Source organism: Acinetobacter sp. UBA3461 (assembly GCF_002381195.1).
Classification (GTDB): Bacteria; Pseudomonadota; Gammaproteobacteria; order Pseudomonadales; family Moraxellaceae; genus Acinetobacter; species Acinetobacter schindleri.
In genome coordinates, this window is record NZ_DFRO01000026.1 from 69,726 (window position 1) to 96,089 (window position 26,364).

The 26,364-nt window shown below is 42.0% G+C and carries 25 protein-coding genes and 1 other RNA gene; 15 read left to right on the forward strand and 11 right to left on the reverse strand.

Annotated features, from left to right (window positions below; genetic code table 11):
• Positions 1-92 precede the first annotated feature (92 nt).
• Both B3D47_RS06405 and rlmH read right to left on the reverse strand, forming a co-directional pair.
• Positions 93-869, reverse strand: a complete 777-nt coding sequence (locus B3D47_RS06405; RefSeq protein ID WP_286860700.1) for a dioxygenase — start codon at positions 867-869, stop codon at positions 93-95.
• Positions 870-982: 113 nt separating this feature from the next.
• The gene (gene rlmH / locus B3D47_RS06410) at positions 983-1,465 is read right to left on the reverse strand and encodes a 23S rRNA (pseudouridine(1915)-N(3))-methyltransferase RlmH (protein ID WP_253169698.1); all 483 of its coding nucleotides are present in this window, start codon (positions 1,463-1,465) and stop codon (positions 983-985) included.
• A gap of 154 nt (positions 1,466-1,619) precedes the next feature.
• Here rlmH and B3D47_RS06415 point away from each other — a divergent pair, with 154 nt between their 5' ends.
• Positions 1,620-2,567, forward strand: coding sequence for a M28 family peptidase (locus B3D47_RS06415; RefSeq protein WP_286860703.1), 948 nt, complete (start codon positions 1,620-1,622; stop codon positions 2,565-2,567).
• Between the two features lie 60 nt (positions 2,568-2,627).
• On the opposite strand, the gene lon is transcribed toward B3D47_RS06415, so the two are convergent.
• Together lon and B3D47_RS06425 are read right to left on the reverse strand one after the other, a co-directional pair.
• The gene (lon, locus tag B3D47_RS06420) at positions 2,628-5,054 is read right to left on the reverse strand and encodes an endopeptidase La (protein ID WP_005221312.1); all 2,427 of its coding nucleotides are present in this window, start codon (positions 5,052-5,054) and stop codon (positions 2,628-2,630) included.
• Between the two features lie 142 nt (positions 5,055-5,196).
• A complete protein-coding gene (locus B3D47_RS06425) occupies positions 5,197-5,787 on the reverse strand; it encodes a 5-formyltetrahydrofolate cyclo-ligase (RefSeq protein WP_286860705.1) in 591 nt (196 codons plus the stop codon).
• Between the two features lie 358 nt (positions 5,788-6,145).
• Between B3D47_RS06425 and B3D47_RS06430 the strand changes: the two genes are divergently transcribed.
• Complete coding sequence (locus B3D47_RS06430; protein WP_286861025.1) at positions 6,146-7,336, forward strand: YncE family protein; 1,191 nt, start codon at positions 6,146-6,148, stop codon at positions 7,334-7,336.
• A 69-nt stretch (positions 7,337-7,405) separates the two neighbouring features.
• Entirely contained in the window at positions 7,406-7,858 is a 453-nt protein-coding gene (locus B3D47_RS06435) for a hypothetical protein (protein WP_286860708.1), read from the forward strand.
• A gap of 95 nt (positions 7,859-7,953) precedes the next feature.
• On the opposite strand, the gene ssrS is transcribed toward B3D47_RS06435, so the two are convergent.
• From ssrS to B3D47_RS06450, 3 genes are all read right to left on the reverse strand, one after another.
• A non-coding RNA gene (gene ssrS / locus B3D47_RS06440) (6S RNA) lies at positions 7,954-8,138 on the reverse strand.
• A 97-nt stretch (positions 8,139-8,235) separates the two neighbouring features.
• Positions 8,236-8,523, reverse strand: coding sequence for a cell division protein ZapA (locus B3D47_RS06445; protein WP_004810731.1), 288 nt, complete (start codon positions 8,521-8,523; stop codon positions 8,236-8,238).
• Positions 8,520-9,077 (reverse strand): hypothetical protein, encoded by a 558-nt coding sequence (locus B3D47_RS06450; protein WP_004810729.1) that lies wholly within the window; start codon positions 9,075-9,077, stop codon positions 8,520-8,522. Before B3D47_RS06450 ends, B3D47_RS06445 begins: the two co-directional genes overlap by 4 nt.
• A gap of 64 nt (positions 9,078-9,141) precedes the next feature.
• Between B3D47_RS06450 and B3D47_RS06455 the strand changes: the two genes are divergently transcribed.
• From B3D47_RS06455 to B3D47_RS06490, 8 genes are all read left to right on the forward strand, one after another.
• A complete protein-coding gene (locus B3D47_RS06455) occupies positions 9,142-9,777 on the forward strand; it encodes a UPF0149 family protein (protein WP_262467353.1) in 636 nt (211 codons plus the stop codon).
• Between the two features lie 109 nt (positions 9,778-9,886).
• Positions 9,887-11,221 (forward strand): Xaa-Pro aminopeptidase, encoded by a 1,335-nt coding sequence (gene pepP, locus B3D47_RS06460; protein WP_163168454.1) that lies wholly within the window; start codon positions 9,887-9,889, stop codon positions 11,219-11,221.
• Positions 11,222-11,432: 211 nt separating this feature from the next.
• Positions 11,433-12,389, forward strand: a complete 957-nt coding sequence (locus B3D47_RS06465; protein ID WP_286860716.1) for a sensor domain-containing diguanylate cyclase — start codon at positions 11,433-11,435, stop codon at positions 12,387-12,389.
• 578 nt (positions 12,390-12,967) lie between these two features.
• Positions 12,968-13,210 carry a DUF378 domain-containing protein gene (locus B3D47_RS06470; protein ID WP_004810720.1) on the forward strand — a complete coding sequence of 81 codons (243 nt, stop codon included), beginning with the start codon at positions 12,968-12,970 and terminating at the stop codon, positions 13,208-13,210.
• A 376-nt stretch (positions 13,211-13,586) separates the two neighbouring features.
• Positions 13,587-14,177 carry a DUF4142 domain-containing protein gene (locus tag B3D47_RS06475; protein ID WP_008305987.1) on the forward strand — a complete coding sequence of 197 codons (591 nt, stop codon included), beginning with the start codon at positions 13,587-13,589 and terminating at the stop codon, positions 14,175-14,177.
• A 1,096-nt stretch (positions 14,178-15,273) separates the two neighbouring features.
• The gene (gene ubiH / locus B3D47_RS06480) at positions 15,274-16,482 is read left to right on the forward strand and encodes a 2-octaprenyl-6-methoxyphenyl hydroxylase (RefSeq protein WP_004893633.1); all 1,209 of its coding nucleotides are present in this window, start codon (positions 15,274-15,276) and stop codon (positions 16,480-16,482) included.
• Entirely contained in the window at positions 16,479-17,720 is a 1,242-nt protein-coding gene (locus B3D47_RS06485; protein WP_286860721.1) for an FAD-dependent monooxygenase, read from the forward strand. The genes ubiH and B3D47_RS06485 overlap by 4 nt, the downstream gene beginning before the upstream one ends.
• Before the next feature lie 174 nt (positions 17,721-17,894).
• Positions 17,895-18,143, forward strand: coding sequence for a hypothetical protein (locus tag B3D47_RS06490; protein ID WP_004893637.1), 249 nt, complete (start codon positions 17,895-17,897; stop codon positions 18,141-18,143).
• Positions 18,144-18,225: 82 nt separating this feature from the next.
• On the opposite strand, the gene rsmI is transcribed toward B3D47_RS06490, so the two are convergent.
• The gene (gene rsmI / locus B3D47_RS06495) at positions 18,226-19,068 is read right to left on the reverse strand and encodes a 16S rRNA (cytidine(1402)-2'-O)-methyltransferase (protein ID WP_163171716.1); all 843 of its coding nucleotides are present in this window, start codon (positions 19,066-19,068) and stop codon (positions 18,226-18,228) included.
• Between the two features lie 10 nt (positions 19,069-19,078).
• On the opposite strand from rsmI, the gene B3D47_RS06500 reads away from it, so the two are divergent.
• From B3D47_RS06500 to B3D47_RS06515, 4 genes are all read left to right on the forward strand, one after another.
• Positions 19,079-20,038 (forward strand): penicillin-binding protein activator, encoded by a 960-nt coding sequence (locus B3D47_RS06500; RefSeq protein WP_286860726.1) that lies wholly within the window; start codon positions 19,079-19,081, stop codon positions 20,036-20,038.
• 5 nt (positions 20,039-20,043) lie between these two features.
• Entirely contained in the window at positions 20,044-20,463 is a 420-nt protein-coding gene (locus B3D47_RS06505) for a YraN family protein (RefSeq protein ID WP_004893644.1), read from the forward strand.
• Positions 20,464-20,602: 139 nt separating this feature from the next.
• Entirely contained in the window at positions 20,603-21,286 is a 684-nt protein-coding gene (locus tag B3D47_RS06510; protein ID WP_004810697.1) for a BON domain-containing protein, read from the forward strand.
• Positions 21,276-22,157, forward strand: a complete 882-nt coding sequence (locus tag B3D47_RS06515) for an alpha/beta hydrolase (protein ID WP_286860731.1) — start codon at positions 21,276-21,278, stop codon at positions 22,155-22,157. Before B3D47_RS06510 ends, B3D47_RS06515 begins: the two co-directional genes overlap by 11 nt.
• Positions 22,158-22,218: 61 nt before the next feature.
• Here B3D47_RS06515 and nudC read toward each other — a convergent pair whose 3' ends face one another.
• From nudC to dnaQ, 3 genes are all read right to left on the reverse strand, one after another.
• Entirely contained in the window at positions 22,219-22,995 is a 777-nt protein-coding gene (gene nudC / locus B3D47_RS06520; RefSeq protein WP_076753260.1) for an NAD(+) diphosphatase, read from the reverse strand.
• Positions 22,995-24,638, reverse strand: a complete 1,644-nt coding sequence (locus B3D47_RS06525) for a chemotaxis protein (protein WP_286860734.1) — start codon at positions 24,636-24,638, stop codon at positions 22,995-22,997. Before B3D47_RS06525 ends, nudC begins: the two co-directional genes overlap by 1 nt.
• Positions 24,639-24,765: 127 nt before the next feature.
• On the reverse strand, positions 24,766-26,169 hold the full coding sequence (gene dnaQ / locus B3D47_RS06530) for a DNA polymerase III subunit epsilon (protein ID WP_163171708.1): 1,404 nt from the start codon (positions 26,167-26,169) through the stop codon (positions 24,766-24,768).
• Positions 26,170-26,364 lie beyond the last annotated feature (195 nt).

Below are 26,364 nucleotides of genomic sequence, written 5' to 3' on the forward strand. Positions count from 1 at the left end.
AAATGTATCCATGAAAATTGCATGATGAGTAAAATAAGACAGGAAGATTTTCTTAGGCCTAAGAAAAAAGGCTCAGATAGAGCCTTTAAATCCTAATCAAAACGATAGATATCCATACCCAGTGAACCCATGCTAAAGCTGCTATGCACCAGACTGAAACGAGTACCAGTTCCCATTGCAAAGAAAATCGGTGCAAAGTGTTCCAGGGTCGGGTGATTACGTTCCAGGTAAGGAATACTTGGCCAATCCAATACGGCTTCATAGTCACTATGAGCGAGTTTGCTTACCACATAATTGCGGAAGGTCGATGCCCATTCTGGAACAACATTGGATTGTCCACTACGATCCAGCTCTCGCAGGTTATGCGTGATACTGCCTGAACCAATCAGTAGGACCTGCTGCTCACGCAGGGGTGCCAGCGTTTGACCAATTTTATAAATGTCATGTGCAGTCATGTTGATGGGCAGGGAAATTTCTACCACCGGAATATCTGCAGCCGGATACATGTGTAGTAGCGGCATCCACACGCCATGATCACGCGGGCGTGAATTATTGGCATAGGCGCTAAAGCCAGCTTCAGATAGCAAGCCGAGAATCTGTTCAGCCAGTTCTGGTTGACCCGGCGCAGGATAACGTAGTTGATATAGTTGAGGCGGGAAGCCACGGAAATCATGCCAGGTTTCTGGACGAATACCGGTATTTACTTCCAGTGCATTACTTTCCCAGTGGGCAGACATTACAATGATTGCCTCTGGACGTGGCAAATTGACACTTAAACGCTCCAGTGCTGGACCCACCTGTTCAGGATTCAGGGCAAGCATTGGAGAGCCATGGGAGATAAACAGGCCGGGAAGCGTTTGTAAGTTCATAGTTCAAGCCACATCTGGAAGATGTCTTCAATAATGCATGAAAGCAAGCGAAGTAAGGAGGGGGGATTGTTCAACAATTCATTGCGGAAATAGAACAATAGCCAATTTTCATCTTAACCCGCACGGTGATAAGGGTGATTATGATTAATGCTCATGGCACGGTACAACTGTTCAATCAGCATGACACGAACTAGAGGATGCGGCAAGGTCAATTTGGATAGTGACCAGTGCCATGCAGCTGCCTTACGTACTGCTTCAGAATGACCATCCGGCCCACCAATGGCTAAAGCCACATCATTACCGTCCAGCATCCAGCCTTTCATGGTTTCAGCCAGTTTTTCGGTACTGAATTCACGACCGCCGACTTCAAGTGCGATCAGGGTTTCATTTGGCTTTAATGCATTCAGGATACTATCGCCTTCGATATTACGATATTTCAGGATGTCGGCTTCTGAATCATTCTTGCCACGTTTCGCCATCGGCAATTCAATGATTTGTGTTTGAACAAATGGCTGTATGCGCTTGAAATAATCTTCAAAACCAGTGAGTACCCAAGCTGGCATTTTTTGACCAATGGTCAGAATACGGATTTTCATACAGACATCGTGTAGTTCAGAAGTGCTCATTATAACGATGAAACAACATGAAGTTGAGTATAGAAACAAATTGAAATTGAATTAGAAAAAGCACTGCTGCATAAATATCCAGAGTTCAAGTTTCTGCTTGATCATGTCATGGAAATAATAACAAATGCGGATTGTAGCCATTTTAAGAAAAAGTTATCTGGGTTTGCTGATCAGTCTGTCTTTAATCTTCCCGAGTTGGGCCTGGGCCAATCCAGCCAGAAATGCTCAAGTCAAAAATCTCGAGCTTTACTTTAGCCAGATCCTGAATGTGGATGAATCTAGAAATCACAAGAATACGGCTGAACTGAACCGGGTATCCGGTTGGTTGAAAGAGCAAATGCGACGCTTTGGTATTCCGTGCCAGTTTCAAAGCTATATTGTGAATAGTCAGGGCTATCGCAATCTGGTTTGTCAGCTCAATGTAAAAGCCAAAGATAAAATCGTCATTGGTGCTCACTATGATGTTTTTGCCAATCATCTCGGTGCGAATAATAATGCTTCTGGCGTCGTAGGAGTGGTGGAAGCTGCACGATTGTTGGCCCTGCAAAAAAATAAACTGAAAAATAATATCGAGTTTGTTTTCTATGGTCTGGAAGAACCGCCGTATCTCAACACAGAGCATATGGGCAGTGCGATCCATGCCAAGTCATTGAGAAAACAAAAGCAGAAAATACGTGGCGTCTTTGTACTGGACTCTATTGGTTACTATGATGAAAATCTGGTACAGAGCTATCCGGCAACTCTAAAATGGTTCTATCCTCGGCATGCCAATTATATTGCCAGTATTGGACATCTAAGTTCAGTAGGACTTACAGGAAGATTTTGCGAAGCTATGCAGACGCGTCAGCGTTTAGAGTGTGAACGTTTTATTATTCCTACTTTTATGCAGGGATTGGATTATTCGGGCTATCTCAGTTATGCCAAGCAGAATTTTCCAACTGTACTGATCAGTGACACGGCTCATTACCGTTATCCTTATTACAACACTGAGCAGGACACTCTAGATAAACTGGATCTGAAAAAAATGACTTACGTGGTAGACGGATTGATGCAAACCGTTCTAAGTCCATAAAATTTAGGTGGAGATAATAAAAAAACCCTGCCGGAGCAGGGTTTTTTATGAGCAGATCACTTAGTGACGTGCGGCTTTAGCTTCATCAGTCGCTTTTACAATTGGGGTTTTTACCAATGCTTTCGGCATAGAGGTAAGTGCCAATGGTAAAATCTCATCGATTGATTTCACGGCTTTGATTTCCAGACCTTCTTTCACATTCTCAGGAATTTCAGCCAAGTCACGTACGTTGTCTTGCGGAATGAATACCAGCTTGATCCCACCACGGTGAGCAGCAAGCAGTTTTTCCTTCAGACCACCGATACGCATCGCACGACCACGTAAGCTGGTTTCACCGGTCATCGCGATATCAGGACGAATCGTAATACCTGTGAATGCAGACACGAGAGCAGTGGTTAGTGCCAGACCAGCAGATGGACCATCTTTCGGTGTCGCACCTTCAGGTAAATGTACGTGTACATCAGTTTCTTCAAAACGAGAAGCTTCGATACCCAATTCAGCTGCACGCGTACGTACTACGGTCATCGCGGCGGTAATCGATTCTTTCATCACATCACCGAGAGAACCGGTAGTAATGAATTTACCTTTACCCGGAACCGCTGCTACTTCAATTGTCAGTAACTCACCACCAACCGAAGTCCAAGCCAGACCATTTACGCGACCCACTTCTGGTTCTTCTTCAGCCATGCCGAAATCGAATTTGTGAGGACCCAGGTACTCTGGCAAGTTGTTCGAATTCACTTCAAGCTGAAGATTTTTCGCTTTCTTGCTCACCGCTTCTTTAACTACCTTACGGGCAATTTTAGAAACTTCACGTTCCAGGCTACGCACACCAGCTTCGCGGGTATAACGCTGTACGATATCGCGAATCGCCTCTTCATGAATGGTCAATTCTTTGCTGCGTAAACCATTGTTCTTGATTGCTTTCGGAACAAGATAGCGTTCAGCAATATTGACTTTTTCATCTTCGGTATAACCCGGTAGACGAATCACTTCCATACGGTCAAGCAAAGCTTCCGGAATATTCATGCTGTTCGCAGTACAGATGAACATCACTTCAGACAGATCCAGATCCAGATCCAGATAATGATCGTTGAACTTGCTGTTTTGTGATGGATCTAGTACTTCAAGCAGTGCAGAAGCAGGGTCACCACGGTAGTCCTGAGCCATCTTGTCGATTTCATCAAGCAAGAACAGTGGGTTTTTTACGCCAACTTTAGTTAAAGACTGCACAATTTTACCTGGCATCGCACCGATATAAGTACGACGGTGACCACGGATCTCAGCTTCATCACGTACACCACCTAGCGCCATACGCACGAATTCGCGACCAGTTGCTTTGGCAACAGATTCACCCAGAGAGGTTTTACCTACACCCGGAGGACCTACCAGACATAGAATCGGGCCACGCAGTTTTTTCACACGTGACTGAACTGCCAGATATTCCACAATACGATCTTTGACATCATCCAGACCATAATGATCAGCATCCAGAATTTCCTGAGCCTTGTTCAGGTTAATGCTGACTTTGCTCGCTTTGTTCCAAGGTGTATCTAGGATCACTTCAAGATAGTTGCGAACAACCGCAGCTTCACTTGATGCAGGTTGCATTGCTTTCAGCTTGCGGAACTCAGCTTCGGCTTTTTTACGTACGTGCTCAGGCAGGTCTGCTTCAGCCAGACGTTTTTCAATCTCAGCGACATCATCTTCTGCACCGCCATTCAGGTCAGAAAGTTCGCGTTGAATCACCTTCATTTTTTCATTCAGGAAATATTCACGCTGATTCTTTTCCATTTGGCGTTTAACTGAATCATGCAGGGTTTGCTCAATCTGCTGTTCTTCAGACTGTTGCAATAAATAAGTCATGAGTTCAGTTAGATGTGCTTCAAACTCATCGTGCTCAAGGAATTTTTGCTTGATTTCGATGTTCAGCGGCACACGAGTTGCCACAAAGAATAATAACTGAAGCAAGTCTTCAATTTTATTTGCAGCTGCAATCAGTTCACGTGCATTACGTAACTTCGCTTCTGCATACTGGGCAAATAACGCACGCAGTTCCTCTACACGGGTATCCTGAGTGTCATTGTCCATCTTGACAGTGATCGGACTAAGCTCATGTTCAGCAGTCAGATAATCAGTGTCATCAATGATTTTAGTTAATTTGGCACGATAAAGGCCTTCGATGAGTACCTTGATACAGTTTTCATCATTTTCATGATTCACAACCTGCACAATCTTCGCGACAGTACCGTATTGATATAAGTTGTCGTGATCAATTTCTTCTGTAAGCGAATCTTTTTGCGCAACCACAAATACCAGATTGTCACTGTTACGAGCCACATCAACTGCATTGATCGATTTTTCACGACCGACAAATAGCGCAATTTGCATGTGTGGATATACCACTACATCACGCAACGCTAAAAGTGGTAATACACTTGGAACCTGAGGCTCAAAGCTTTCTTCATTCATAATAATTTCAGACATGGGCACTCCTAATGAGTGACAACGATGTTGCCATGTATTTTATAGTGAAGGGTATTTTTAAAATTACAAGGGCCGTTCAGATGAAATTGTATAATTATTGACTAATTATTTGATTTAAAAGTAACTTAGTCAATGAATTGATTTACAAACGCTTAAAATGTATCAAGCGTGTAGGAGTTAAAAGTGCATCTAAAGGCTGATCCCATTTTTCCCGGGGTAATGATGTTTCTACAAGCTGTAAATCATGTGCCAAACCAAGACGATAGGGTTTTTTATACGCTGTTGCCAAGGTACGGTCATAATACCCACCACCCATTCCGATCCGGGTGCCTCGATAGTCACAGATCAATAACGGCATAATTAATAAATCAAGTTTTGATACATGCAAACCACGACTTTGCATAGGTTCACGCATGCCTAAACTGTGATGGAAAAAACGCTTGTTTCGGTATAGGTGTTTGTTAATCCGTACCCATTCTAATCGCTGATCCATGTTACAGATCACTGGCAAATAGACTTTTTTATCGACAGAGAAACAATATTCAATAATTTGCTGAGTGCGAATTTCACCAAAAGCCTCTAAGTAAAGACCGACATGCTGTGAGTGAATAAATTGAGAATTTGATCTAAGCAGATTTAGCACCTGCTGGGCAGATTTTTTTTGTTCAAATCGGGAAATGCGACGACGGGCTTGGCGGATTTTTTTTCGAAGTTCCTGAACGGTCGTATACATAAATTATCTGAACTTTAGATGGTGCTGAGCATAAGTCTAAGGCAGGAAAAGAAAAAAGTAAAAAAGAAGATCTAAAGAAAATAAATTTTGAGTAAAAGCAGGTGATGACTAAAAATTTTCACAGCTATTCGGGTATTGAAAAATATTTTATTAATATACATAGAATTATTTATTTATCGGAAACTTCCCCAACAATCCAAATACCTTTGTATATTGGAACAGCTTGAAGTTTTGCCCTGGTTGAAGAGCTAAAACTCAACTTAAGAATAATATAAAAAACAATTCAGGATTGAATGATATGAATAAGAAAATCAAGCCATTAACACGGTTTACACAACTATTTTTTGGTCTCGGTAGCATGCTGGCAGGATTAAGCTATGCTGCAGTGCCTAACTTGCCCGCACCACCGAATACACAACAGGTTTTTTTTGTCGGTAATAACTGGGATGGTACAGTCACGGTGATCCGTCCATCAGGTGATTTTGGTAAAGTCGGGGTGATTAATATGATTCCGGATCGCAAAGAGCGCTTACTTGAGATCCATCTTAATCCAATCAAATTGATTGCTTATACCTATATCCAGGCGACGGCAGGGGAAGGTAATGATCAGCTGGTAGATGATATGTATTCCACACCAGACGGTCAGTCTGTTGTGGCTTCACGTCCAAGTTTCGCCGATGTGGTATCAATTAATATTAAAACTGGCAAAATTAACTGGCGTACACCAGTCGAAGGCTTCCGGGCAGACCATATGGCAGTTTCACCAGATGGACAGCACGTGGCTGTTTCTGCATCGTCGGGCAATGTGGTACATGTCCTGGATATCAATACGGGTAAGGAATTAGGACGCTTCGCGACAGGGGATAAACCCCATGAAAATATCTACTTTAATGGTGGAAATAAAATCTTGAATTCTGCAATCGGTAATGTCGAAACATCCATGGATGCCCAATGGCAGGACTTTACTAAGGGTAAACGTTTTATCACTATTGCTGATGCAAATACTTTTAAGGTTTTAAAGAAAATTGATTTCCGGCCAGCTTTAGATAAATTTGGGCGTAAAGATTTGTCCAATTCAGTTCGTCCAATGGTCCTGAGTAAGGATGAAAGCAAAATCTATGCGCAGGTCTCTTTCTTTAATGGTCTGATTGAATATGACCTAAATCAGGACAAAATTACCCGTATCGGTCAGCTGCCAGGCAGCAGTACTATTCCAAGTGATCGTACCAAATGGGTCAATGATTCCCGCCACCACGGACTTTCGATTAGTGGTGATGGTGAAAAACTCTGTGTTGCAGGGACGATGGATAATTACGCCACTATTGTGAATCGTAAAACCTTAACAGCAGGTCCTTTAATTCCAGCCGGCAAACCATATTGGGCTACCCTAAGCCCAGATGGCAAAAACTGTGTGATCTCTGAAAGTGAAACTGATGTGGTTACAGTCATTAATTTTGCTACAGGCAATAAAGTGATGAGCGTGCCTGTAGGCAATCATCCGCAACGGGTTCGTATTGGTTATGCACCTAAAGACTGGTCTACCCCATAAAAATAAAAATGTTAAAACAGTAGAGGATCTCTCTGCTGTTTTAATATGAATTTTTAGGATAAACGCGAAATGCTGAATAACAATAAAAATATGATCATCGGTATTGCACTGATCTTCCTCAGTGGTTTAGTACTGATGCTTCTTTTAATGAAAGATGAAGACAGTATTGCAAAAGCAGAACACTCGAGTCTGGATGAACAGCCTGTCTTGATCCAGCAAGAATCACAGCTACCTGATCCAACTCCTATGCTTGAAAATGAGCAGAAAATTGCACAACAGAATCAGCAAATCATACAGAAGCGTGATGATCTCTATATGCAATTGGCAGACATTTCAAATCATCTCAGCCAAGGCAGAAAACCAGACCTAAGAGAAGTAAGTAGAATTCTGGAAATGCAGCGACAGTTGGTAAAGGTAAAAGTGATTTCTGTACAAGAGGCAACCGCGACCATTCAATTTTTACAAAAAGTGTTACCTGAAATGGAAAGTGAATTGGCTCGTGAAATTAAGCTGATTGAATAAAAGATGGTATTAAATAAGATTAAATTTTGAAAATTAAAATGTTTTTAGAATGCTGCCAAGAATTGAGCTGCTCATATTCTTATTCTTAGAAAATAAAACACTCCGAAGATGCCGCTGCATGTGTCGTTACCCTGAACCCGATGAGTTCAAGGTGGACGCGACGTATACTTGCTGGGTTTCCCACTCGAAGGTGGGCATACACTCTAAATATACAGAACGCAATCCATAAGTTTAAGTATCGGCAGGGGAATAGACCCGCTGGCGAACATCCCAGAGTTAGACTTAGTATAAACGATAAAGTTTATGTGGCAACTCTATGCTGTGTTGGAACTGTAAACTTGACCATTGATCGAATGAAGTTTAAACAAAAAGTCTGCTTATTCAGTCAGTTCTTCAACTTCTTCTAAAATAGTTTGTAACAAACGTTCGCAGTGGGCATATTGTTGCAGTGATTTATTCATGCTCAATACTTCCTGCATCAGTTCTAGCGCTACCATAATCACCAGTTTGCTTGGTTCCATACGAGGTGCTTTACGGCGAAATTCATCGTATTTGTCATTCAATAGTTGCGCTGCACGTTCAAGTTCTTCGCGTTGATCTGCGGTGGAGGCCAGACGGAAACTATGGCCAATTACTCTTAAATCAATAGCAATCTGTTCGCTCATGTTGACGCTTCCTCAGTCGTTTCAGTCGGATGGGCCAATTGCTGAATTTCCTGTGCATGATGATCTTGAGCTGTGCCCAGAATCGCCAGGCGCTGGATAATCGCTTCAACCTTGGCTTTAGCATGCTCATTCTTCTGGGTCAGACGCTCAGTTTCCTGATGCAAGCGCTGAATTTCCTGACGCGCCTGTTGCTGTTCATTCAGCAGCTTTTCTTTCAAAGCACGCAGTTCATTACGCTCAGCCAGAATTTCCTGAAAACGGTTTTTCAGATCGGTGCAGCTTTTTTCCAGACGGCCATACCGGTCTGCGAGTGCAGTCGCATCATTATTAAGCTGTTGATATTGCGAGCGAGACTCAGCTAACTGCTCAGTTAAACTGTCATTTTCTTGTTGTTTTTGGCTAATAATGCTGTTTTTTTGAATGATTTCGGCTTGATGCTGACTCAGAGAGGAGTCCTGTTCTTCACGCAGGCTGGAGTTTTCGTTCTCCAGATGTGCAAGGCGCGTTTTTAAAACGCCAATATGCACTTGTAGACGCTGTAATTCTTCTAACATATCGAGGTCGCACAGTATTGCAAACAAAGGTAATATATAAGCAGTATAGAGATTGGATAAACGAATGCAAGACGATATTTCAGGTTGGTCAGATTGGCACCGCAATTTTTCTTCAATTGAGGAAATTTCCAGCCCAAGCGAACTTCATGGTTTGCTTACCGGTATTGTTTGTGTGACCCAGGCGCCGAGTAGCGAAGAATGGTTACAGATTCTGGAAACTTTAGATGTCCCTGAGCTTGATACTGAAGCATTGGAATTACTAACAGGTGAAGCAGAAGACGTATTCCACTCACTTTCTGAAGATGAGCTGGATTATCTTCCATTACTTCCAGATGACGAGCATAGCCTGGCAGAACGTGTGCAGGCATTGGCAGACTGGTGTGCCGGTGTAGTCCTTGGTTTTGGTCTGGCAACAGGTCATATTCGTGATGATGAAATGGAACTGATTGAACATTTACAAGATGTTGCAGCAGTTGAATTTGAAGATTCTGACGACGATGCTGAAGGTGAGGAAAGCTATCTGGAGTTGTACGAATTTGTACGTCTGATTCCAGTGAGTTTGTCTGTAGGTCGTAAAAAAGTTGAAGTGGAGGAAACGCCACTTTTGAAACGTTTTACAGCTAAAGTAAAAACTGAGTCTACGGATCCAGCTCAGGCACAATCTGTAGTTGAAATTTTCTCACCGCATCGCCCAAGCTGAACTATAGCTATTTAGCTTTAGAAAAACCAGAATAAGTCCAGTCATCCTCTGGCTTATTCTGGTATCAAATCATATTCAAAAACAGCATTGATATAAGAAGTAAGGACCAATGAAGAAACTGACACAAGCAGAATTTCAGGAACGTCGTGATATCCTCGCCGGGGAAATGGGACTACGCAGTATTGCCATTATCGCCACCAGCCCAGTGGCACTGCGTAACCGTGATGCTGACTATAAATATCGTGCCGATAGCAGTTTCTTTTATTTGACGGGCTTTGCTGAACCAGAAGCTGTGGCTGTGATCGAAACCTTTGACAGCGAAGAAGAAGGTTATACCTACAGTCTATTCTGTCGTGAACGTGACCGCGAGATGGAAATCTGGAATGGTTATCGTGCCGGGGTGGATGGTGCTGTCGATGACTATGAGGCAGATGAAGCTTATGCTATTGATCTGCTTGATGAAGAAATTCTGGAAAAATTGCAAAACAAGGACAAATTATTCTACCGGGTCGGCCATAGTGCAGAGTTTGATGCGCGTGTCGCGAAATGGATTGCACAAGCCAGTGGTGAAAGCCGTCGAGGAAAATCTGCACCTGCTCAAATCGTTCAGTTAGACCGTATTGTTGATGAAATGCGTCTGCATAAAGATGCCAATGAAATTGAACTGATGCAGATCGCATCAGATATTTCTGCGGAAGCACATACCAGAGCGATGCAGACTGTACGTCCGGGCATGATGGAATATGCACTGGAAGCAGAGCTGAACTATGTATTTGGCAAAAATGGCTGTGTACCTTCTTATAACAGTATTGTCGGTGGTGGTGAAAATGCCTGCATCCTGCACTATGTTGAAAATGACAAAGAACTGAAAGACGGTGATCTGGTGCTGATTGATGCAGCCTGCGAATATCAGTTCTATGCATCCGACATTACCCGTACTTTCCCGGTAAATGGTAAATTCAGTCCTGAACAAAAAGCACTTTATAACATCGTGCTTGATGCACAGATTGCTGCGATCAATGCAGTTCAGATCGGCAACTCCTATAAAGAACCACACAATGTGGCAGTGCGAATTCTGGTTCAAGGTTTGCTGGACTTAGGTATTATGCAGGGCAAGATTGAGGAAATTATCGAAACCGAAAGTTTCCGCCAGTTCTATATGCATGGTACTGGACACTGGTTGGGCATGGACGTACATGATGTCGGTGCTTATAAGACAAATGGTGAATGGCGTTCTTATGAAGAAGGTATGGTCGTGACTGTAGAACCGGGCCTGTATATTGCACCTGATGATGAAACAGTTGATCCAAAATGGCGTGGCATCGGAATTCGTATTGAGGACGATGTGGTTGCGACTCAAAATGGCCCATTAGTATTAACTGCCAAAGTGGTCAAAACTGTGGAAGATATTGAAGCCTTAATGGCAAAAGCTTATGCTGCTTAAAAATACGATAGCTTGAAAAAAGCTGGTCATTTGACCAGCTTTTTTATTTTTTAAAATAATATGAATCTAATCAAATAAATAATGAATTAATCTTTCACTGAATGATTTTATTAGAAATAATCTGGATATTTTTTGATTCAATTCTTATATAATTCTCTTTTTAATCTCCCTAACCAGTATTTACAAATACTCATCATTCTGAGTGTTCTCCATGCACAGTATAAAATTTCATAATTTTGAAGAAGCGGGCAAGCAGGTACTTCAATATCTTCATCAGCATTTGGGTTTTGGCTTATGGATGATCACTCGTGTAGAAAATGATGATTGGATTATTCTCCAGGCAGAAAATCAAAAATATAATGTTAAGCCAGGCGAAGTATTTGGTTGGGCGGATTCATTTTGCTATCACATGGTACAGGGAAAAACTCCTAAAATAGCGCCATGTTCTAACGAAATCGAACTATATTCAAAAGCACCAATAAATAACAAACTGTCGATCAAATCTTATATTGGTGAGCCACTATTTAATGAAGATGGATCAATTTTTGGAACAATTTGCGCTATTGATGATAAGCCCCATTCTGAGGATATTTTAAAAGATGCGGCACTCATTTCGCTTTTAGGCAGTTTATTGAGCTCAATTTTACAAAGTGAATTGCGGGAAAATAAACAGAGACGTTTACGTGAACGTTATGAGGTAGAAGCGCTCACCGATAGTTTAACCGGACTGTATAATCGCCGCGCCTGGGATCAGCTGTTAGAAGCTGAGGAGGGACGCTGTCAACGTTATGGCTTACCAGCTGCAATATTTAGCATCGACCTGAATGATTTAAAGCAGGTGAATGACCAGTTTGGACACGAAGCAGGAGACCAGTTAATTCAGCGTACTTCAGATGTACTGGTAGAACATATGCGTGTTAATGATGTGATTGCACGTATGGGTGGGGATGAATTTACGATTTTATGTCCTGAGACCAAAGCTGAAGACGCAGCGATTTTATATCGCCGTTTAAGTGAAATATTTGCAGCTGCCAATATTCATGTGGAAATTGGCTATGCAGTCCGTCAGCTGACTAAAGATCTACATGAGGTCTTAATAGAGGCAGATAAGAATATGTATGAACATAAGAAAAAAGCGAAACTGGAAGCAGATGATTTTATAAGCTAAAACTCGTTAAGATCAAATCATATAGGCTTGGTGGTCTGCATGAAACGTTCCTTAAGGTGTATTTATTGAGAGGCAGTATCAAGGTCCCCCTTTGCGCAAATAAAAAGTACAACAATCGCCTTTCATCTATTTTCATCAATTACTAGATTTAGATATTCAATGACTGGTTACTGCATAGGGAAATATTTTGAGCGGAAAATCAAAACCTAAACTAATGAAATTTATTACTCATACTTTTAAACAAGCAATTTTTCCAGTCGTGGTAGGATGTTAAATCAGAATGTAGAAGAAATAATTTATAGTCTTTAGTTGTTTTTAAATCAAATAAAATTATTAAAATCAATAAATTAAATATTATTAATAAAATATTCAAAGCTTAATTCTGATTTGGTTTACGTAAAATATGAACAATTCAAAGAAAACCAACCCAATTAAAATTTAATGCTTATAACATGACATTTATTCAACATAGATCAACACAGAATAGGGACTTTTAGCATCAAGACTACATATTCATTTTACTATGGCTTGCATAATTTTGGATGAGAATTAGTCAAACATTAGCTTGGAGAAAAATCATGAGAAGACTTGGAACTTTAGACTGGATTGCCTATGCATTAGCCATTATTGGTGGCCTGAATTGGGGCTTAGTTGGTGCATTCGACTTTAACTTGGTCGCAGCAATCTTTGGTGAGCAGAGTGCTCTTTCTCGAATTATTTATGTCTTGGTTGGTCTATCAGCGATTTACCTGATCTATACCGCAACTAAGTTAGGCCGTCATGATGTCCATCATGAAGCTCATACACGAACAATGCATTGATAAGTCAGTATTTAAACTCACTTATTATTAGGTTAAGAAATTAAGTAAGTTAGAGTGAGTTGACTGCTAAATAAAAACGGAGCTTATGCTCCGTTTTTATTGTAAAAAATAACTAGATATAGATTTATATTTATTGCTTATAATAAATTGTTTAATTTTATAATATTTATATTGTGGATTTTGTCTTTATATAGAGATTTCAGAGATTTGTTTTAAGAAATTAAATTAAAAAGATTTTAGTCAATAATTTTTTACCTAATTTAATATCCATTTTATATATTTAGCTCATAAAGCTAATGAAATATTACACTGTTATTAATTTAATTCATTTATTTTATTAAGGCTTATCTAAATAACAAACCTGAGGGATGCCTAGATGAAAAAGATGACTATGAAGAACATGATCAAATGTGCTGCAGTAAGTGGAGTATTAGGTTTTGCTGCATCTCAAACTATGGCTATGGATCAGCAGTCTGCCAGCGAGAGTAAGAATCAGTCTAAAGCAATGCAGAATGCTCATCAGAATTTGACAGAGAGTCAAGTGATTAAAGTGGTAAGCACAGCCAATAATGGTGAGATTAAACAGGCAAGAACTGTTTTACCGAAGCTGAAAACAGAAGAAGCCCGTAAGTATGCTCAGATGATGATTAATGAACATTCAGCAAATGAGAAGAAAGGCCAGACACTGGCAAGCAGTTTGAAGTTAACCCCACAAGTGAGTGGTATTAGCACCTCTTTGCAAAAAGACAGTGATAATGTAGTCAGAAAACTGAGCAACTCATCCACACCAGATAAAGACTATATGAGCAGCCAAGTTGACGTACATCGTAAAGTACTGAATACGATTGAAAAACAATTAATCCCGAATGCTAAAAATGCTGAACTCAAAAATATGTTGACACAAACACGTACCGCAGTTGCCAAGCACTTAAAAATGGCTGAAGATATTGTTGCCAAAATGAAGTAATCTGACTTAACAAAGTTTTATAAAAAAGCCTGACATTTCTGCGTCAGGCTTTTTTATATTATAAATGATAATCAACTAATTTATATTAAGTGCTTTTAAGTGAATAGAGTTAAATTAATTTTCATATTTAATCTTAATTATTGTAGATTAGAGGTGTGATGTTCCATATTTATAATAATTGCTATAATTATTCATGAATTTCTTGCTATTTATCTAAATTATTTAAATTAGTTTCCTGCTTAAGCCATATTCCACCATGTTTATCCAATTTAAAAAGATTTCCTTGCATTGCATGAATTAATTTTTCACTCTATTTATTTAAATGTAAAAAAACTTCACTATTTTTTGTGGACCCAAAACAACATAAGAAATCATCAGGGAAAATTCTAATATAAAAATCTAGACTATATTTTTAAATTTTGAATGAAGCTTGACATACTTTAAACCTAAATTGCTGATAAATACTTTTTCAGTATTAAAATAACTTTTTCTGAAATCCTAAGATAATCTTTCTATTCTTACTCTAATTTGATCTTTATGCTCTAGCAGATAACTATCTGTCGCTTGAACATTTGTTCTATGCAATATCAAGTAAAATTCTAATTGACGATTAGAGTCAGGCATCGGCAGTCGATTTGCTTCTTCCTACGTAATCGGTTGATATTTTTAGGGATGTCATCAATTGGAAAGGATCCTAAATAATGCTCTCGATGTGGACTAAGCTGTGTTTTTACAATCAATTCAGGATTCTGTTTCCAGGTGACGACTTCTTCTTTCTGAGGAATATATGCTTGTTCTTTTGATGAACAGGCTATAAGTGGGACAATATAGCCGGCTAAGATAAAGCATTTCTTTATTTGCATTGTTTTTCTCTTTAAGCTTTATTCTTGGAAGGACTATTTAAGGTTCGTTTATAAAAAAGACACAGATCTGTGCCAAGTTTTATTTCTCTAGAGATTTAAGCGATTAACAAAGCAATATCAATTACAGCTAAACAACTAATTCATTATAAAAATAAAAATCTTTGAGGTAAGATTAAATCCAACATGATTAGACGTATCTAGACTTTATAGATACCCCAGAGAAGGATCAAAGCATGCAACAAGAAGTCATCATTGTCGGTGGTGGGATGGTGGGTTTAAGCCTCGCACTGATGCTGGCGAAAACCGGGATTGCGGTCAAACTGTTAGAAGCAATCCAATACCCAGATTATGATGATATCAATCTTGCTCCCTATCACTCCAGTTTCGATGCCCGTAACAGCGCTTTATCACGTCGTAGTGTACAGATTTATCAGGAGCTGGGTCTGTGGGATGCTTTACAGGAACATGCCACGCCGATTCTGGAAGTGAATATTACCGAACAGGGCAGCTTTGGTAAGGCACGTCTGATCGCTGAACAGGAAAAAGTCGAAAGCTTTGGTCAGGTGATTGAAAATGCCTGGCTCGGTCGCGTATTGCTGACACAAGTCAAAAAAGAGCTACTCATTGAACTGATCGATGGCGTGCAGGTGACTTCTCTCATCCAGGATAAAGACTTTGCTTATATTGAAGCACAGCGTGGCGAGACTGCTTTAAAACTGCAATCCAAACTGGTAATTGCTGCGGATGGTCGCGATTCTTTCTGTCGTAAGGCACTGGGTATTGGCGCATCGGTACACGACTATGATCAAGTTGCGATTGTCACAACCGTACAAACATCAAAACCGCATCAACATGTCGGTTTTGAACGTTTTAGTCCTTTAGGACCTTTGGCTTTGCTACCTCTTCCAGGCGAATACCGTCGTTCCGTGGTATGGCCAGTTCCTAAAGGTACCGAGCATGAATGGCTGGGTGATGAAAATGATCAGCACTTCCTGCACGCTTTACAACAGACTTATGGTGATCGTGCCGGAAAATTCCAGAAAACTGGTAAGCGTTTCAGTTTCCCATTATCGCAAGTCCTGGCGGAAAAGCAGGCAGTTGGTCGTGTGGTGTTAATGGGGAATGCAGCGCATACGATCCATCCAGTTGCAGGCCAAGGCTTTAACTTGTGTATGCGTGACGCTTATGTGCTGAACCGTTATCTGGCAGAACAGCTGGAACAGGGGGCTGATTTGGGCGATGCTCAAATGCTGCAAGATTATGAAAAATCACGCTTGAAAGATCAGCAACGTGTGATCAAGTTCTGTGATTCAGTCGTACGTGGTTTTAGCAACCAGAATCCATTCCTGAAACTGATCCGTAATACCGGACTGGTGGCTTTTGAAAATATTCCAGGCATCAAGCCACTTGTAGCCAACTATGCAATGGGACTCAAAGCATGACAGAACAAACTCAGGTATTAGATGCTGTCATTGTAGGTGGCGGGCTGGTTGGTGGCTTAACGGCATTATTACTTGCTCAAGGTGGCGTACAGGCCACCGTGCTGGATGCTGCACCGATTCTAGATGCTGAAAAGACACTAAGTGTTGCCAATCCACGCGTATTGGCACTCAGCCAGGCCACTATTCATTTGCTAAAAACAGTAGGGGTTTGGGAAAAACTTGCACGTCAGCAGCCATATACAGGTATGCAGGTCTGGAATAAAAATGGTTATGGTGAAATCAATTTTGGTCAGCCTTCCAAGAAAACACCAAAAGTCGAGCAGGCGCTTGGTTCTATGGTTGAGCCAAGTATTCTGAACCTGGCCATTCAGCAAAAAATGCTGCAAGAACTGAAAGATTACCGCACACAGGTCAAAGTTAGCCGGGTAGAACGCGGGGTGGGAGTCTGGATTGTACACCTTGCCGATGGTACCCAGCTCAAAACCAGATTGCTGATCGGTGCAGATGGTGCCAATTCCTTTGTCCGTGAACAGGCCTTTATTGACATTGATGTCCTGGACTATAAACAGGCCGGTATCAGCTGTGCCATTAAGACCGCACAACCCCATCAGCATGTTGCACGCCAGATTTTCCTGGAAACTGGTCCATTGGCTTACTTACCGATGGCAAGCTTAAAAGCTGAAGAACACGGGCATTGGCAATCGATCGTCTGGACTTTACCGGATGATTATGCTGAAGAATATGCAGCTTTGTCAGATCAGGAATTTATCCAATTACTCACTCGCGAAAGTCATCACATGCTTGGTGAGGTGCTCGAAGCAAGCCCACGCGCAACTTTCCCGCTTAAAGCACGTGCGGCTCAGCAATATGTGCAAGATGGACTGGCCCTGATCGGTGATGCTGCCCATGTGATTCATCCACTCGCGGGACAAGGTGTAAATATTGGCTGTCTGGATGCGGCAGTGTTATGTGATGTGTTACTGCATGATAAAACGCGTGGCGTCTGGGCACATGAGCAAACCTTACAGCGCTATGAACATCTGCGTAAGGGGCAAAATGATGCCATGATGCACAGCATGTCTGCGATTGGCTGGATGGAAACCACTCAACTTTTCCCTGTGGTTTGGGCACGTAATTTGGGCCTGAAACAGGTTGAACAGCTGCCTGTATTAAAAGATGCTTTTATGGCGCAGGCCAATGGCTTGGGACTGCTCAAAGATACCCGCTACGCCGTCTGATCTAGAATTGTTATTTTTTAAACAATCATATGTAAAAAGAAACGAATTTGTTTAAAAAAGATACGATTTTTTAATATTTGGTACTAGGCGAAACACAAAGAGATTGCTAAATTTCAGGTAATTTACAACCTAGTTTAAATGCACATGTGATGGTCATTTGTGGGGGACATGAATATGACAGATATGAATGAATATGATGAAGCAGAAGATGCTGTCGTTGATGATGATGAAGCGAAAGCAGCAGAGAAAGGCGCTGCTGAAGGTGATGAAGTTGTTAGTGATACAGATGTTCTAGAAGCTGAAACATTAACTGTGACAGCGAAGCTAAAAAAGCGTCAGGCACTTGAAGATGAAGTGGCTGCGTTCCTGGCTCGCGGTGGTCGAATTACTGAAGTGCCGGCAGACGATTCAATACGCGAGTAAGTCATCTACCTGCTGAATATAAAAAAACACCACAGATTACAGTGGTGTTTTTTTATGCCTATCTTTCTTTGGAAAAAGCGATTTAGTCATTGGCACCCGTTAACTCAAGTGCACGTTGGTAAGCCACTTTCTTTTTGATACCGGTTAGGTCGGCTGCCAGCTGAGAAGCTGCTTTCACGGAAAGATCCTGTAATAAACGGAGTAACAGTTTGTCGAGTTTTTCCTGATCCATATCTTTTTCGACAGTCGCTCCACCCACTACCAGTACGATTTCACCTTTTTGCTGGTTAGCGTCCTTGGCAATAAACTCAATCAATTCGCCTAGGGCCATCTTTCGGATAGTTTCAAACGTTTTGGTAATTTCACGGGCAAAGCCAACCGGCCGATCAGCACCAAACACATTCGCCATATCTTTCACACATTCCAGAATCCGGTGCGGTGCCTCATAGAAAATCATGGTCTGGGTTTCATCTTTGAGTTTTTCCAGATTGAGCAGACGCTGGCTTTGTTTTGATGGCAGGAAGCCTTCAAAGCTGAAACGGTCACTCGGTAAACCTACTGCGCTTAATGCAGCAATTGCAGCACAGGCACCCGGCACAGGAATCACACGAATATTGTGTTCCTGTGCAGCACGCACGAATTTAAAGCCTGGATCACTAATCAATGGTGTACCCGCATCACTGATCAGTGCCATGTTTTCGCCATTGAGCAAACGTTGAATAAGTTGATCTATCTTGTTGCTTTCATTATGGTCGTGGCAGGCTGTAAGTGGAGTGGAAATATTAAAATGCTTGAGCAATTGCATAGAAGTTCGTGTATCCTCAGCAGCAATAAGACTCACCGACTTCAACACCTCAATTGCACGATAACTAATATCATCTAAGTGCCCGATTGGAGTCGCAACAACAAATAACTGAGCACTCATAGGTTTCTCCATGTGGAATAAACAGAATTATAAAAAACGGAAGAATATTAAAAAAATATTGGGTTTGAGCTTATTGGGCTGCATCGGCAGCGTGCAAGCGGAAATTCTGGTCATTCTACCCGAATCTGGGCCTTTGGCGCGAGCTGCATCGAATATCAAACAGGGATTCATGAGTGCCTATATGGCATCAGGGCAAAAAGTGCCGATTAAATGGGTGAATTCTGATCAGAAAAAAATGTCACAATTACTGAAACAGCATGTCAATAAAAAGACGCAGCTCATCGTGGGGCCACTGGCACGTCAGGATATTGAAGCACTGGTTCAGGCCCAGCCCAAAGTCAAAACCCTGAGTTTGAATGACAGCATGAGCAGTTCACCTCAGCTTTGGCAGTTCAATCTGTCTAAACGTGAAGATGCAATTGCTTTACATAAGGTGCTGACGAAGGATCAAATTCGGTATTTACAGGTACTACGTCAGCCTGGAAGTGAGACCGAGCATGAACTGATGTTGATGTCTTTGCTCAGTGTAGGGGATCTGCAAGTCGATATTATCGATATTGCACCAAAATCTTTGTCCTCTAAACAGGGGTTATTACTCATGGGCAATCCGGAGTGGTTAGCCGCAATGCGAAACCTGCCGAAGAAACGGCTTTATACCGTATCCAATGCGATTGACCAGCATATAACTTTGCCTAAAGGTATTAAATTTTGTGACGTACCTGCACTATATACCCATGCCTGGCCAGATGTATTGAATGCCTATCAGCAGGCGCCGGTGCAGATGTCCTATCAGCGGTTAATCGCCTTTGGTGGAGATGCCTGGCAGATCAGTCAGCTGTATTTAAATGACCATAAAGCCGAACAGCTACAATTCCAGGGTCGTACCGGACATATTCAGGTCAATGCGGAGGGACTGCGACGTATGCCCGCCTGCTTTGAATATACCAGCAAGGGCGTCAAGCTGATTTAACTATTATGCGTATCAGTCAGCAATTGGGAAAATGGGCAGAACAGCAAGCGCTTGCCTTGTTGCAGCATCATGGCTTTCAGTTGGTCCAAGCCAATTATCACAGCCGTTATGGTGAAATTGATTTAATCGTGCAACGTGATCAAGAGCTGGTTTTTGTGGAAGTAAAAGCACGGGCAAGTACAGATTATGCCAATGCACTCGAGTCAATTTCCCTTAGCAAGCAGCGGAAAATGATGAAAACTGCTCTTTATTTCCTGCAAAATCATGAAGAATTTCAGCATTTTTTCTGTCGTTTTGATGTGATTTGTTTTGATTTTAATCAACATTTTGCAAAAACCATACAGCATGATTTTTGCAATTACCTTTATGATTCGCAATGGATTGAAAATGCTTTTACTTTTGATCAAGAGTTTATTAATCTTTGAACAACACAGGCTTTTCTTTGTGCGGTTTTCTGTACAAAGATTATGGTAATGTTCAAGGAAAATAAAAGTTGATCAAGATTGCGCGACAGAATTTATTAAATTGAACAAAGACGTATTAAACAATAAGGAGTCTTGCTGAGTGGTTAAACGTATTGTAATAACAATGTTATGTGTCGCAAGTTTATCGGGCTGTGCCAGCTTTATTTCAGGTGGTACAGGCACGGCTCCTGTCGGTACGGACCAAGGGGCGCGTACCCTTGGACAGGTTTTTATCGATTCTTCGATTGTTCGTACTGCAAAAATTAATCTTTATAAACTTGATTCACGATTCAAACAGTCGCGAGTCAATATTGAGAGTTTTCATGGTCATGTACTACTGACTGGTCAGGTGCCAGACGCACATCTGAAACAACTGGCTGAAGACAATGTCAAAGCCATGAGTGATGTGAAAGCCGTACATAACTTTATTACTATCGGTAACCAGATCAGTTATGGTACCATCATGCAGGATACTGCAGCGACGGCAAATACCCGTGGTCTGATCATGAAGGCGCCTGTAGTTGCAGACAGTAAAGTGCATGTGCATACCGAAGATGGCGTGTTATATGTGATGGGCCGTCTAAACAATGCTGAAATTGCTGATCTTAATCAGGTGCTGGCGCAAGTCGGTAATGTCACTAAAATTGTGACCCTGATTGATAATGTGGAAACGCTCAGCAATTCAACCAGCCAAAACTTTGCGACTACAGCTTCATCAAGTGCCTTGGTGCAAACTCCAGTTGCGATTGATCCTGATACAGTTGAACCAACTTATGCACAATAAGGTGCACTCTTTTAAAGCCAAGCTGTCGAGTCATCTGAACGTTGCAAGACAAATCTACCGGGATTTTCGTTTATATGATCTCGGCAGCTATGCGCTGAACCGTTTTACTCCCAAAGCAGGTTATAGCGCTGAACGACATTTGGCCTATGGCCTTAAAGCGCGGCAGCGTTTTGATCTGTATCGTAGTGCACAGCCTTTGGCACATCGCCCCTTGATTGTTTTTGTCCATGGCGGTGCCTGGCTGCATGGGGATAAGAAAGAATATCAGTTTATTGGTGAGGCTTTTGCCCGTGAAGGCTATGACGTGGTGGTTCCAAATTACCATCTGGCGCCAGAACATATCTTCCCGCAATCTGTGGATGACTTGCATCTGCTTTTGGATCATCTGCACACTGCGGCAGCAAAGCTGCAGATTTCATCAGAGAATATTGTATTGATGGGACATTCTGCCGGTGCGTTTAATGTGATGTCAGCGGTGTACTATCCGCAGCAGCATAAAGCAGAGCGGCTGGCGAATATCCGCGCTATCATTGGTTTAGCAGGACCTTATCATTTTGACTATAAGGATGATCCGATCTGTGCTAATGCCTTTGATCAGGCGGTGCCTTATCAGCAGGTGATGCCACTGTACTTTGTACAACCTCAGCCTTTGAAGCATTATCTGTTTATTGCTGAAAAAGACGATATCGTGGGACATTTCAATAGTCATGATCTGGATCGGGTATTAAAGCAACATGGTAACCATAGTCATGTGATCAGTATTCCAAAGCTCGGACACATTACTATTGTTGGATCACTTTCCAGCCTGTTTAGCCGCTTCTTTGTAACCAAGTCTAGAGTACTGTGGGCACTAGAAGATGCATTTAAATAATTCATTCTATTGAATGCAAAAAGCCCGGATTTAATACCGGGCTTTTTGTTTATAAATTGGCTTACAACCAGGCTTGAGTATCATCAGCCACGGGCGTGCCTTGCGTGATATGCATAATCATAGAATGTGCAATACTGCCTTTGAATGGAATTTCTGGCAGGGCATCCAGCTTAAAGAATTGCGCATCACTGATTTCTTCTTCCTGCAGTTTGATCTCACCAGAAGCATATTCTGCTTTAAAGGCAATCATCAGATTACTTGGGAAGGGCCAAGGCTGGCTGGCCAGATATTGAATATTTTTGACTTTAATTCCGACTTCTTCTTCCGTTTCACGACGGACTGCTTCTTCCAAAGTTTCACCGACTTCGACAAAACCGGCAATTAGTCCATACATCTGGCTGGTTTTATTTCGGGCATTTTTAGCCAGCAAGATTTCATCTTCACCACGGGTAATCACGGTAATCACACAAGGTTGTACGCGTGGATATTGACGGTAATGGCAAGCGGGGCAGACCATAGCATATTCTACGGCATGGGCTTCGGTCGGTGTACCACAATGACTACAGAAACGATGATTGCGACGCCATTCCAGTAGCTGTACAGCGCGACTGGCCTGTTCAAACTGGCGAACATTCCAATATTGCAGTAACTGACGGATTGGAACGAGTTGCAGACCTAGAGGAATCGGTTCCTCAGGGAGGAGGTCACGGGCAATCACCTGATCACCCGTACCGAGCTGTATGTCACTTGCTAGCGCTTCCACTTGGGGAAGCTGGAGATTTTCATCGACTAAAAGTTGCTGTTGTTGAAAGATATACGCAAGTGACAATTTAGACATTAGGCTACAGTTTTCAGTTTTTGACTACTGTCCAATGCTACCTTAAACATTGACTGTAATACAGGCTGTTTGCTCTTTAAATTGTCAATGAGCATATCCGCGCTGGCGAGTGGATCAAGCACGCGATTGACGTCATCGGCACTGAGTGCGGCAGCAGATTCAATCCGGCTTTGGATAAAGTCAGCTGTTGTGCTTAGTGCGGCCTGACCATTTTCAGCGTTCAGGAACAGCATTGCACCCGCAATTTCACGGATCTGATTTGGCAAGCTTTCTAATGTTTGCAGGTTCTGGTCCTGCAAGTAATTCATTAGGGTGTGGCTTGCAAGTTCGATCAGCGCTTTGGTCTCGGTCAGTAAAGCAGCATGTGCTTCATCCAGACGATCCAGTGAAATATTCATGTTATTTACACGGAGCTGTAAACGACTAGAGGTATGATGACGTTCTAGTACCCCAATCGAGTTCATAGCAGACAAAATCACATTCATGAGCTGCTGGGCAAAACCTTCATCTTTCAACACTTCAGGTTGACTGAGTGAAGCAGCCTGACGAGTAAGATCATTAGAAGCTTCATTCAGGTTCAAAACCTTGAAGATGTTTGCCATGCTATTCAGCTGAACCTGTAACTCCTGAGTCTTTTCAGGGGTCATGTTGTGATAGTTGTATTCGATGTCATTACGGATCTGTGCCATTTCAGCAGTGACCAGATCACTGATGGTATGCATGGTTTCAAAATCAGGACCATATAAATGACGGCTAAATACCTGTAATTGGGTATCGGTCAATGAATCTTCACCGATATTCAGTTTGCTACGGATATGATGAGCAATGTCATCTTCCTGGCTGATACATAAGCTCAGTATATTCGCCAGGTCAGCAATGTTCGCCTTGAAACGGTCTGAGGCATTGAAATACTGTGCCATATTACGCTCAACACTGATCAGGGTACGTAAACGTGGCTCGTTGATCAGGATCTCATCGATATGGTTGAACGCCACATAGACCAGATTCCAGTACTGTTTGCTTGGGTGCTGCTCAGAAAGACCTGCCAGATAAGTCCCCACCAGTTTGATCGCTTGTAAGTCCAGATCGCTTTCTTCCTGCTTAAGCAGTTTATTCAGCGATAGCTTGTACAGGCGATGCACATAAACAGACTTCTCCAGTCCAGGTGCTTGCGGCAGATCAAAATCAGGCGTGATCAGGTCGAGCAGGGACTCAATCTGATGGCCTTCAGTAGTCAGTGGCTTGCCCAGAGCAAGTTCCAGCCGGTTTAAAGTATCCAGCAAAAATTGTGGAATTTTGACTTCACGCAAGCAAATGAACTCGATATAGCGCTTCAGCATGGTCGTCCCTTCACTGAGGGCGATCACTTCTGCCGTGTTTACGTTGGCAGGATTCCCCATGATCTTGCGCATAAGCTCAGCAGAATATTGAGCGACTTTGGCCAGGCTTGGCATATCGATCAGTGCAAGAACTTGTGCGCACTGTTCGAACTGGTTGAGCGCATCATCAATCCCAAAAGGCAAGGTCTGATCTTCTACCAGTGTGCTGACTGCTGATTCAACCAATTTGATCGAATTATCAACCTCATTTTTTATTATCAGTAAAGCCGTAGGGTCAAAATGTATAGAGGTTTGGTAAGACATTGATCTGCACCTTTCCTGAAGTTTTATCTAATAGTTGAGGCCTGCTGCAACTGGCAGGACATCTTTGTATTTACTATAACTGAACTGTTATTTTTTTTAACATAAATTGTTAACTGAATAATGGATTTTATTTTGCGAAAAGGCAAGGCGCTCCATGTTTTTCTTCATATTGTTTGACCCAGTTCTCATGTTCGCTCAATTCTTCATCAGATGGCAAAATTACCGGTAGATCAATTTCAATTTTCACACTGCCTGAGCTGGCATTTTGTTCTTCACTATGTGACAGGGCATCCATATCAAAAGAAACCTGACCACCGGTCATCGCCAGGTAAACATCGGACAGAATTTCTGCATCGAGTAATGCGCCGTGGAAAGTACGGTCACGCTGCGGAATCTCATAACGACGTACCAGGGCATCAAGAGAGTTTTTCTGGCCCGGATGGCGTGACTTTGCCATCGCCAGGGTATCCGTGACTTCACAGACTTCTGACAGGGTTTGAAAACCAGCACGCTTGAATTCCATATCCAGGAAGTTCATATCGAAGGTCGCGTTATGCGCGATGATTTCTGCACCTTTCAAGTAATCGAACAGAACTTGAGAAATATCCTCAAATAAAGGCTTGTCTTGCAGGAACTCATCAGTAATGCCGTGGACATTAACTGAATCGCCTACCGGTTTTTTCGGATTGATATAAATATGAATCGAGCTGCCGGTGAGTTTACGATTCACCATTTCAATCGCGCCGACCTCGATAATCCGGTCACCATCTTGATAATAGAAACCGGTGGTCTCTGTATCGAGAATCAGCTGACGAGGACCAGATATATCTAATGTGGCTGGAGTAATCACAATCTGCGGGTGTAGTTGATTCTCCGCTGGAGTTTGTTCAGCAACGACAGGCTGATTGTTTAAGTGAGTTTCCATGGTCACTTCAGTTACATCTTCCATGAGTTCATCCATTTCTTCAGCTTCAGCCAGTTCCAGGCCAAAAGGGTCATCCAGTAACCAGTCTTTTTCAGGCTTTTTTATATCTTGTGTTTTTTTCTCAGCGCTTGCTGCAAAATGAATTGCTGGAACATGACGGGATTTTTCGCCATTTTTTAAGGCGAGATCCGCACCCAGATTAGCCAGCTGATCGGCCATTTCATTACCCTCATGGCCAGCATGTCCTTTGATCCAGTGCCAGTCAATCTGACGGCCTTGGCATACTGCATCCAGCTGTTTCCATAAGTCAGGGTTTTTGACATCTTTCCAGTTTTTACGTTTCCAGCCTTCGATCCATTCAGTGATACCTTTTTTGACATAATTGGAATCGGTCCAGATCACCAGCTTGGCATCTTTGGGACAGACAGAAATCCCTTCTATGGCAGCCATCAGTTCCATACGGTTATTGGTGGTCTGAAGCTCGCCGCCATAAATTTTATGCTCATCTGAACCGTTCTGAATATAGGCACCCCAACCACCTACAGCGATTTCCTTACCATTGCCGCGGCATGCGCCATCCACATACAGTGTGATTGTTTGAGACATAAACCAAATCCGATCAAAAAAGAACAAGCTGAGCGGGATATTGTATAACGCAAATACGTTTGAATAATCCATATCTCCGCGATTTTTTAATTTCTTGTAACATTTAACGTCAAATCGCGGTAAATTATTAGCTTGTGTCGTCGACATGCTTAATTAAAATGGCATATCTAAAAAATAAATTTTATACAAGTTGTT